A 10,040-nucleotide genomic window follows, 5' to 3' on the forward strand; every position below is an offset into this window, starting at 1 on the left:
CGACCAGCCGTACCCGACCAGCCGTACCCGACCAGCCGTACCCGACCAGCCGTACGCCGCCGCTGGGGCCGGAGCCCAGCGGCGGCGTACGGCGGGGGCGGTACGGCCCCGACGGGGCGGGCCCGACGGGTGTGGTGCCCGGGTCAGACCGTCTGGGGGTCCGGGCCCATTCTGCTGCGGACCGCGGTCTGGACCTCGGCCTCCTCCGCCGGGTCGGCGGCCAGGCGGCGCAGGCGGTCGGCGACCCGGACATCCCCGGTCTCGGCGTGCCGGGCGGCGACCTCGCGGGTGGTCTCCTCGCAGTCCCAGAGGCACTCGACGGCGAAGCCCGTCGCGAAGGAGCCGTCCGTCGCGGCGAGCGCCCGGGCCGCGCGCCCCCGCAGCTGGGACGAGGACGTCTCGCGGTAGACATGGCGCAGAACCGGGGCCGCGCAGCTGATGCCGAGACGCCCGGCGCCGTCCACGAGTGTGCGCAGCAGCGGGGCGTCGGGCCCGTCGGCCCGTACCGTCTCGCGGAGCGCGCCGAGGACGAGCCGGTCGTCGCCCGCGTCTCCCCGGCAGGCGAGCACGCCCGCCGCGGAGGCCCCGAGCGCGTCGGGCCGGTGGACCCAGCCGCGGGCGCGGTCGACGGCTTCGTCCCCGCACATTCGCTCGAACGCGGCGATCGCGGCGTCGGAGACGGCGCGGGGGCCCACGGCGACCGCCGCCTCGATCAGATCCAGGACGACGGGGTCCCGGCATTCGGCGAGGTAGTGCAGGGCGGCGCAGCGCGCGCCGTCGTTCCCCTCGCGGGCCGCTGTGACGATCGCGGGCCTGTCGTCGGCGCCGGCGACGGCGGACAGACAGCGCGCGGCGGGCACATGGAGCGGATTGCCGCGCTCCAGGCCCTGATCGGCCCAGTCCAGCACGGCCTGGACGCTCCAGCCGGGGCGCGGCCCGGTGGGACGCATCTGCCGCTGCCAGCGGTCGAACGAGCCCGTCTCCCCGGCGGCGCGCACCCGGGCGCCCACCGACGGCCGGGGGTCCTCGGCCCAGAGCCGCCAGGGCCGGGGCTCGAAGGCGTCCCGTACGGCGGCGGCCAGCTCGGCCTCGCCGTCCGGGGTGGCCGGGAATCTGGCGAGGATCGGCACGGCGAGCGAGCGAAGCGACGTGTCGTCGTCGCGCACGGCCAGCTCGTCGAGGGCCCAGGCCCAGTTGGCGCCGGTCGCGGCATAGCCGCGCAGCAGCCGCAGGGCGTCGTCCCGGCCGTAGGAGGCGAGGTGGCCGAGGACCGCGAGGGCGAGGCCGGTTCTGGCCTCGTCCGTGTCGAGATGGTCGTCGGCGTCGCTCAGGTGCCGTTCGATCTCCTCCAGCCCGCCGTGGAGGTCCAGGTAGAGGCGGGCGTAGTACAGGGAGCGGTTCTCGACCTGCCAGTCGTGGCGGGGATCGTTGAGCACACAGTGGTTGAGGGCGGCGAGCGCTTCGGCGCGGGGCGCGGCGAGCGCGTGCAGCGTGCCGTCGCCGCGGCCCCTCTGCAACAGGCCGAGCAGCGTGCCGCTCGGCGCTATGACTGGATCGAACATGGGGAAGGCCTCACATCAAGCTCTCGACGCAACCGGGGAATGGAGATGCCTAGGCCGCGCAGCAGCATGTGGGGCCGCCCGTCGTCATGCGCGTCTTCCGCTTGGTGTAGCCCATCTTCCTGCCTCTCGTCGGTGAGCCCCAGGGGAATTCCCGGTGATGTCCAGGACAGGGCCCGTCGTCATGATGACCCACCCATATCGCCACCGCGACCACATTTACGACGCCCCTGCCAGGGGCTCCGGGGGTGGTCAGGGGTCGGTCCGGGGGGCCCGGAGCGTGCAGTCCGTGTGCTGCCCGGCCGCCTCAGCGGCTGCCGAACAGCTCCAGAAGCTCTGTCTTCCCAAACATTCGCGCGGTATCCACGGCGGAGGGGGTTCCGGCGGAGGGGTCGGCCCCGCCGTCCAGAAGTGCGCGGACGACGGCGTCCTCGCCCTTGAAGACGGCTCCGGCGAGCGGGGTCTGTCCCCGGTCGTTGTGCCGGTCCGGGTCCGCGCCACGGGCGATGAGGGCCTCGACGGCGGCGGGGTGGCCGTGATAGGCGGCGAGCATCACCAGGGTGTCGCCGCGGTCATTGGTGAGGTTGGCGGGAACTCCCGCGTCGATGTACGCGGCGAGCGCCTCGGTCTCTCCCTGGCGGGCCAGGTCGAAGACCTTGGTCGCGAGTTCGATGACCTCGGGGTCCGGGGCCTCGCTCATCGAGGGGACCGCCTTTCTCTGGGCTGTCGGGGTGCCGGGGGTACGGGATGGGTCGTACCCCTGGCGGCGCGGGTCCGCACGGCGGGGAGTGCCGTACGGGTGAACCGGGACAGATTACTGCCCTGCCCTGTGCCGCGGGGCACGTTCCGGCGGTGCCGGGGGCACTGTGCCGTGTGGGGGCGGAGTGTGCCCGCCGAGCAAGGGGTCTCCGTCCACCAGTGCAGTGAATTACTGAGTTTTTCACTCATCTGCACCTTTTATCGCATAGATACTTCCTGTGAGGTTGGAAGAACTCATGGTGACCGTCCCCTCACCCAGGAGAACCTCATGATCCTTTCCATGTCGGGCGTCGTGCTGCTCGCGATCATCGTCTTCCTCTTCTTCAGGAAGGGCGGCCTCAAGGCCTCCCACGCCGTGACCTGCGCACTCTTCGGTTTCTTCATGGCCGGCACCGCCATCGCGCCGAGCATCAAGGCCGGCAGCCAGAGCCTGGCCAGCCTCCTGGGCGGGATCAAGTTCTGAGCGGGACGGCCACGGCCGCTCCCCCACCGCGTCCCGCGCCGTCCACCACCGGCGCCGCCGGTCGGGTCCACCACCGTCGGCGCCGCCCGCCCGGCGCCTCATCCCCGCCCCTTTGGCCCGCACTTTTGCCCCGCACCCCCAGGAGACCGATGTGGCCCCGCGCCCACTCCCCCGCATTCTGAGCAGCGGATCGGCGCAGATCGCCCGGACCAGGGAGATCGCACGTTCGGCGGCCGACAGCGCCACCGATGTGCTCCACCCCCTGATCACGGTCTCGCGCGGGCTGCGGCGGCTGGCGGTGTCCGCCCACCGGAAGTGGGGCGAGATGCCCAAGGACCGGCGCGGCCCCACGCTCCTCCTGGTGGCGAGCGGTGTGATGGCGGTCGCGCTCGTCCCGTTCGGTCCGGTGCTGGGGCTGATCTCGCTGATGGCCGTCGCGGCCTGGAAGGGGCGGGAGCGCACCCCCGTGCGGACCGGCCCCGACGAGGCGGAGGCGGGGCGGCTCCAGTGTCTGTACGAGGCCCTGGTGCCGTACTTCTCCGTGCCCGACGACCCCTCCCCGCTCTACCGCCACGGCGGCGACTGGACCTCGGCCTTCCACGACCCGGCCTTCGACGGGAACGGCCGGCTGACCGGGCTCCGGATGGCCTACCCCGCGTACTTCACCGACGGGGAGGCGGAGTCCCGGGCCCGGATCGAGCAGTTGCTGCACGCCAAGTCGGGGCGGGGCCGCGAGTACCGCTTCCGCTGGGACGAGGAGGGGAACCAGCTCCTGATGAGTGTGCTGCCGGCGCTCTCCACCGGCATCGCCGCCCAGCGCTTCGTCACCGCCCCCGGGGAGACGGTGCTGGGCTTCACCGACGCCGAGGCGGTGCAGCGCACCGTGCCGGTGACGGACGGCGAGGAGACCCGGGACGCTCCCCCGGTGATCTGGCGCACCGGGCCGCGCTCCACCGAGCCGCATCTGCTCGCGGTCGGGCTGCCCGGCGGAGGGACCACGACCCTGCTGCGCTCGATCGCGCTCCAGGCCCTTCAGCACGGTGATGTGCTGATCGTGGAGGGCGGCGGGACCGGGGAGTACGGGGCGCTGACCGGGCGGCCGGGGGTACTGGCGGTCGAGTGCGGGCTCGCCGGGGCGCTGAGCAGCCTGGAGTGGGCGGCGCACGAGACCGAGCGCCGGCTGATCGGGGCGAACCGGGCCCGGCAGGCGGGTCATCCGCTGCCCGAGGACGTCAAGCGGCCGCTGTGGATTCTGGTCGACCGGCCGGGCGTCCTCGGGCACCTGGCCGCCGCCGACGGGCACACCGACCCGCAGACCCTGCTCCAGGTGCCGCTGCGGCACGGCAGGGCGGCTTCGGTGACCGTGGTGGTGGCCGAGCAGTTCGACAGCCTGGACACGCTCGACGAGGCGGTACGGGCGCGGACCCGCGCCCGGGTGGTGCTCGGGCCCGCCGGATTCGACCAGGTCGCGGCGGTGCTCGGGACGGCTCCGCACACCACGCCGACGCCCGATGTGCCGCCGGGGAGGGGGTATGCCCGGCTGGGGACGGGGCCGGTGTTCAGGCTCCAGGTGCCGGCCACGCCGGACCCGTACGACGACGCGACGAGCGAGGGGGAGCGGCGGGCGGTGCTGGAGCTGCTGCCGGGGTGCTCGGCTGACGGCGGGGAGGGCGGGGAGGGTGGGGTGAGCGGGACGGGCGGGGCGCGGGTGGGGGATCAGGTGCCGGCGCAGGACCCGGTGGCTGGTTGAGGGGGCTGGGTGTCGCGGGGTGCGGGCCCCCGTGGCCCAGGGCCCGTCCTCAAACGCCGGACCGGCTGAAACTCACCACCACCAGGCCGGGAATCCGGAACCCGGCCGCGCACCACACAGCGCGGGCCCCCGTGACCCAGGGCCCGTCCTCAAACGCCGGACCGGCTGAAACTCACCACCACCAGGCCGGGAATCCGGAACCCGGCCGCGCACCACACAGCGCGGGCCCCTGCCCCCGAGGGCCGGGCGGGCCGGGGGCGCGCAGGGTCGCCGGGCCGATGACAGGAGGCTCGCCGGAGGGTGTTCACGCCACGAAGGTGCGGGGAGCCTCCGTGCCCGTTGTCGCGCCCGTTTCCACCAGGCGGGCGGCTGCCGCCAGGCGGGCCGCCGCCTCGTCGGCGACCGGGCCGCCGACCGTGAAGGGCAGCCGGACGAAGCCCTCGAAGGCCCCGTCGACACCGAAGCGCGGGCCGGACGGCACCCGTACCCCCACCCGCTCCCCGACCTCGGCGAGGCGTGAGCCGGAGAGCCCGCCGGTGCGCACCCAGAGGGTCAGCCCGCCGTCCGGGACGGCGAACTCCCACTCGGGCAGCTCCCGGCGCACCGCCGCCACCAGGGCGTCGCGGTTCTCCCGGGCCTGTGTGCGGCGCACGGCCACCGCCTGCTCCCATCCGCCGGTCCGCAGCAGCCAGTTCACCCCCAGCTGCTCCAGGACGGGAGTGCCGAGGTCCGCGTAGGCGCGCGCGGCGACCAGTGAGCGGATCACCTCGGGGGACGCCCGGACCCAGCCGATCCGCATCCCGGCCCAGAACGCCTTGCTCGCGGAGCCGACGGTCAGCACCGTGGAGCCGGCCGGGTCGAAGGCGCAGACCGGCCGGGGCATCGGGTGCCCCTCGTCGAAGTGCAGCTCCGACATGGTCTCGTCGACCACCAGGACCGTACCGGCGGAGCGGGCCGCGTCGACCAGCCGCCGGCGCTGGTCCTCGTCGGCGAGCGCGCCGGTGGGGTTGTGGAAGTCGGCGACCACATACGCCAGGCGCGGCGCCGCGTCCCTCAGCACCTGCCGCCAGCGCGGCAGATCCCAGCCGCCGAGCCCCTCCTCCATCGCCACCGGCACCAGCCGGGCCCCGGCCTCGCGCATCAGCTGGAGGATGTTGGCGTACGAGGGCGACTCGACGGCGATCCGCTCGCCGCGCCCGGCGAAGAGATGGCAGATGGCGTCCATGGCGCCCATGGCCCCGGTGGTGACCATGATCTGCTCGGGCATGGTGGGGATGCCGCGCTCGGTGTAGCGGTCGGCGAGCATCTGCCGCAGGGCGGGGATTCCGGCCGGGTAGTCGCCGTGGGTGTGCGCGTACGGCGGCAGCTCCTCCAGCGCGCCCTGGATGCCGCGGGTGAGCCAGGGCTCGGGCGCGGGCAGCGCGGCGCAGCCGAGGTCGATCATGGAGCCGAGGGATTCCGGCGGCAGCGGTTCGAGGCCCCGTGCGGGCAGCGGGTTCCCGGCGGGCACGGCGGTCCAGCTCCCCGCGCCCCTGCGGGATTCGAGAAAGCCCTCGGAGCGCAGCGCCTCGTAGGCCGCCGCGACGGTGGTGCGGCTGACGGAGAGCGCGATGGCGAGTTCCCGCTCGGCGGGGAGCCGGGCGGCCACGGGGACCCGGCCTTCGAGGACGAGCAGCCGGACACCGTCGGCGAGTGCCCGGTAGGCGGGCGGCTTGCGGGTGCCGGGCCCGGCGGGGCGGGGCTGTTGCGCGCCGAGCTGGCGAGCCAGCTGCGCCGCTCCCACCGCAGAAGTCCACTGCGTCATGGAAATCAGTCCACCTTCCCGGAATTGGCCATGGTTGCCATCTGCTCCATAGCCACAGAGTGACATGAGTCAGTCCAGAACCACCAGAGGGGCCACCACCGTGTCGTTCTCAGGGTCCACCGGGTCCGCCGGGTCCACCCGTCTTCCCCGCAGGCTTTTCCAGCTCTACGCCGGTCTGGCGCTGTACGGGGCCAGCTCGGCGCTGCTGGTGCGCGCCGGTCTCGGTCTGGAGCCGTGGAACGTTCTGCACCAGGGGCTCGCCGGGCGGACGGGACTGACGATCGGGACGGTGACGATCCTCGTCGGCGCGGCGGTGCTGCTGCTCTGGATACCGCTGCGCCAGCGGCCGGGGCTCGGCACGGTCTCCAATGTCGTGGTGATCGGTCTGGCGATGGACGGGACCCTGGCGCTCCTGCCCGATCTGCACGGCTGGACCGCGCAGATCCCGGCGGTGGTCGCGGGCATCGTGCTCAACGGGGCGGCGACCGGCCTCTACATCGCGGCCCGCTTCGGCCCGGGCCCGCGGGACGGTCTGATGACGGGCCTGCACCGGGTCACCGGCCGCTCCCTGCGGCTGATGCGGACGGGGATCGAGGTGGCCGTGGTGGCGACGGGCTTCGCCCTCGGCGGCTCGGTGGGCGTCGCCACCGTCGCGTACGCCCTGGCGATCGGCCCGCTGGCCCAGTTCTTCCTGCGCCTGTTCACCGGCCCGGTGCGGCAGGGCGGCACCGTGGTCGCCGGAGGGACACCCGAACGGGCGATACTGCGGCGGTGACTGTTGTACGCCACCCCTATCTGGACCATCCCCTTCCGCTGGCGTTCGCCCATCGCGGCGGCGCGGCGGACGGCACGGAGAACACGGCCGCCGCGTTCCGGCGGGCGGCCTCCCTCGGCTACCGCTGCTTCGAGACGGATGTGCGCACCACCGCCGACGGACGGATGGTCGCGTTCCACGACGCGACGCTGGACCGGGTGACGGACGCGCGCGGGCGGCTGGACCGGCTCCCGTGGAGCCGGGTGCGGCGGGCGAGGGTCGCGGGGCGGGAGCCGCTCCCCCTCTTCGAGGAGCTGCTGGAGGAATTCCCCGGCGCGCGCTGGAACATCGACATCAAGGCGGATTCGGCGGTGGCTCCCCTGGTGGAGCTGGTGCGCCGGACCGGCGCCTGGGACCGGGTCTGCGCCGGCTCCTTCTCCGAGGGCCGGGTGGCCCGCGCGGCCCGGCTGGCCGGCCCGCGCCTGGCCACGTCGTACGGGGTCCGGGGAGCGCTGGCGCTGCGGCTGCGGTCGCTGGGCCTGCCCGCGGCGCTGCGCGCGGGCGCGGTGTGCGCCCAGGTTCCGGAGCGGCAGGGCGGGGTACGGGTGGTGGACCGGCGGTTCGTCCGCGCGGCCCACGCCCGGGGGCTCCAGGTCCACGTCTGGACGGTGAACGATCCGGCCCGGATGAGGGCGCTCCTGGACCTGGGGGTGGATGGCATCATGACGGATCGTCTGGAGACGCTGCGCACGGTGCTGACCGAGCGGGGGGCCTGGCGCTGACCGGCAGCAGTACGAGGGGGGACGGATGACGGCCGACACCGCGGGCACGGAATCGGAGCCGGCGGCGGGCGGGCCCGGCGACCGCGCGCGCGAGCAGCGCGGCTGGTACTTCTACGACTTCGCCTGCTCCGTGTACTCGACGAGCGTGCTCACGGTCTTCCTGGGGCCGTATCTGACCTCGGTGGCGGAGGCCGCGGCGGACGCGGACGGCTTCGTCCATCCGCTGGGTGTCCCGGTGCGGGCGGGTTCGCTCTTCGCGTACGCGGTCTCGGCCTCGGTGGTGCTGGCGGTGCTGCTGATGCCGCTGGCGGGCGCCTGGGCCGACCGCACGGGCCGGAAGAAGCCGCTCCTCGCGGTCTCCGCCTACACCGGGGCCGCCGCCACGGCGGGCATGTTCTTCCTGGACGGGGAGCGGTACGCGCTGGGCGCGCTGCTCCTGATCGTGGCGAATGCCTCGCTGTCGGTGTCGATGGTGCTCTACAACGCCTATCTCCCCCAGCTCGCGGAGCCCGCCGAGCGCGACGCCGTGTCCTCGCGGGGCTGGGCGTTCGGCTACACATCGGGCGCCCTGGTGCTCGTGCTCGACCTGGTGCTGTACAGCGGCCACGACTCCTTCGGACTGTCGGAGGCGGAGGCGGTACGGATCTGTCTGGCGTCGGCCGGGCTGTGGTGGGGCGCCTTCACCCTGATTCCGCTGCGCCGCCTGCGGGACCGGCGGATACCGCCGGGAGGGGAGGGGATGGTCGGTTCCGGGTGGGGACAGCTCGTGGCGACCCTCAAGGACATGCGCCGCCATCCGCTGACCCTGTCGTTCCTGCTGGCGTATCTGGTCTACAACGACGGCATCCAGACGGTCATCTCCCAGGCGTCCATCTACGGGTCGCGGGAGCTGCGCCTCGACCAGACGACGCTGATCATCGCGGTGCTGCTGGTGCAGGTGCTCGCGGTGGCGGGGGCGCTGGGGATGGGGTGGCTGGCCCGTATCCATGGCGCGAAACGGACCATCCTGGCCTCGCTGGCGGTGTGGACGCTGATCCTGACCGCCGGTTTCTTCCTCCCGGCCCGCTCGCCGGGGTGGTTCTACGCGCTGGCCGCGGCGATCGGACTGGTTCTGGGCGGCAGCCAGGCGCTGTCGAGGTCGCTCTTCTCACATCTGGTTCCGCGCGGGAAAGAGGCGGCGTACTTCTCGGCGTACGAGATGAGCGATCGCGGCCTGAGCTGGCTCGGACCGCTGTTCTTTGGCCTGGCGTACCAGCTGACCGGCAGTTATCGCGATGCGATTGTCTCTTTGGTGATCTTCTTCGGAGTGGGTTTCGCGCTGCTGGCGCGGGTACCTCTCAGTCGTGCGGTGGCGGCGGCGGGCAATCCGGTGCCGGACCGGATTTAGACGGCGAAGTGAAAGGCCGGTAGTGTACGCGGTTGGCCTGCCAGGCGGACCGTTACTGCGCACAGGGGGGAAGTGGAATCCGTGGGTGACACTTTCTGCCAGATGTGACAAACCGGGCACTGGCGGGTACCCCAACTTTGGGAAAGCAGCGGCACGACGGGCGACGCATGACCCGGAACGGGAATCTTTACGGCCGACCGGACGTTGACCGGATGACGACGACAGCGACACCTGTCCTGTGGGCGACAAGCCCGGGAGGCACGATTCATGAGTGAGCGAGCTCTCCGCGGCACGCGACTCGTGGTTACCAGCTACGAGACGGACCGCGGCATCGATCTGGCCCCGCGCCAGGCGGTGGAGTACGCATGCCAGAACGGACATCGGTTTGAGATGCCGTTCTCGGTCGAGGCAGAAATTCCGCCGGAGTGGGAGTGCAAGGCGTGCGGCGCCCAGGCACTCCTGGTGGACGGGGACGGCCCCGAAGAGAAGAAGGGCAAGCCCGCGCGCACGCACTGGGACATGCTCATGGAGCGGCGTACCCGCGAGGAGCTGGAGGAGGTGCTGGCCGAGAGGCTGGCGGTCCTGCGCTCCGGTGCCATGAACATTGCCGTGCATCCGCGCGACAGCAGGAAGTCCGCTTAACGGATCTCTAGAGCACCAGGCGAGACAAGAGCCGCGGGGGGGGGGGGCCCGCGGGGGGGGGGGGGGGGGGGGGGGGGGTGGGGGTGATGGTTGGAGTCATCGGGGAGAGGCGGGGCGGGGGGGACGGTGAAGGGCGGTGG

At 73.2% G+C, this 10,040-nt stretch carries 9 protein-coding genes; 6 read left to right on the top strand and 3 right to left on the bottom strand.

Annotation, left to right across the window (positions count from 1 at the left end; genetic code table 11):
• Window positions 1–143: 143 nt before the first annotated feature.
• Both ABT122_RS32420 and ABT122_RS32425 read right to left on the bottom strand, forming a co-directional pair.
• The gene (locus ABT122_RS32420; protein ID WP_351559567.1) at window positions 144–1,562 is read right to left on the bottom strand and encodes a HEAT repeat domain-containing protein; all 1,419 of its coding nucleotides are present in this window, start codon (window positions 1,560–1,562) and stop codon (window positions 144–146) included.
• Between the two features lie 304 nt (window positions 1,563–1,866).
• A complete protein-coding gene (locus tag ABT122_RS32425) occupies window positions 1,867–2,259 on the bottom strand; it encodes an ankyrin repeat domain-containing protein (RefSeq protein WP_351559569.1) in 393 nt (130 codons plus the stop codon).
• A 327-nt stretch (window positions 2,260–2,586) separates the two neighbouring features.
• Between ABT122_RS32425 and ABT122_RS32430 the strand changes: the two genes are divergently transcribed.
• Together ABT122_RS32430 and ABT122_RS32435 are read left to right on the top strand one after the other, a co-directional pair.
• Complete coding sequence (locus tag ABT122_RS32430) at window positions 2,587–2,781, top strand: hypothetical protein (RefSeq protein ID WP_351559571.1); 195 nt, start codon at window positions 2,587–2,589, stop codon at window positions 2,779–2,781.
• A 151-nt stretch (window positions 2,782–2,932) separates the two neighbouring features.
• On the top strand, window positions 2,933–4,531 hold the full coding sequence (locus ABT122_RS32435) for a hypothetical protein (protein ID WP_351559573.1): 1,599 nt from the start codon (window positions 2,933–2,935) through the stop codon (window positions 4,529–4,531).
• Between the two features lie 304 nt (window positions 4,532–4,835).
• Here the strand turns inward: ABT122_RS32435 and ABT122_RS32440 are convergent, their stop codons facing one another.
• Window positions 4,836–6,335: an SCO1417 family PLP biosynthesis transcription factor gene (locus tag ABT122_RS32440; RefSeq protein WP_351559575.1), complete on the bottom strand. Its 1,500-nt coding sequence runs from the start codon at window positions 6,333–6,335 to the stop codon at window positions 4,836–4,838.
• A 64-nt stretch (window positions 6,336–6,399) separates the two neighbouring features.
• Between ABT122_RS32440 and yczE the strand changes: the two genes are divergently transcribed.
• The 4 genes from yczE to ABT122_RS32460 all read left to right on the top strand — a co-directional run bounded on the left by yczE (window position 6,400) and on the right by ABT122_RS32460 (window position 9,900).
• Complete coding sequence (gene yczE / locus ABT122_RS32445; RefSeq protein ID WP_351559577.1) at window positions 6,400–7,110, top strand: membrane protein YczE; 711 nt, start codon at window positions 6,400–6,402, stop codon at window positions 7,108–7,110.
• A complete protein-coding gene (locus tag ABT122_RS32450; protein ID WP_351559579.1) occupies window positions 7,107–7,871 on the top strand; it encodes a glycerophosphodiester phosphodiesterase family protein in 765 nt (254 codons plus the stop codon). Before yczE ends, ABT122_RS32450 begins: the two co-directional genes overlap by 4 nt.
• A 25-nt stretch (window positions 7,872–7,896) precedes the next feature.
• Window positions 7,897–9,258 (top strand): MFS transporter, encoded by a 1,362-nt coding sequence (locus tag ABT122_RS32455; RefSeq protein WP_351559581.1) that lies wholly within the window; start codon window positions 7,897–7,899, stop codon window positions 9,256–9,258.
• Window positions 9,259–9,525: 267 nt separating this feature from the next.
• A complete protein-coding gene (locus ABT122_RS32460) occupies window positions 9,526–9,900 on the top strand; it encodes an RNA polymerase-binding protein RbpA (protein WP_003959706.1) in 375 nt (124 codons plus the stop codon).
• Window positions 9,901–10,040: the final 140 nt, after the last annotated feature.

The sequence above is a fragment of the Streptomyces sp. NPDC001985 genome (genome assembly GCF_040296845.1).
Taxonomy (GTDB): domain Bacteria; phylum Actinomycetota; class Actinomycetes; order Streptomycetales; family Streptomycetaceae; genus Streptomyces.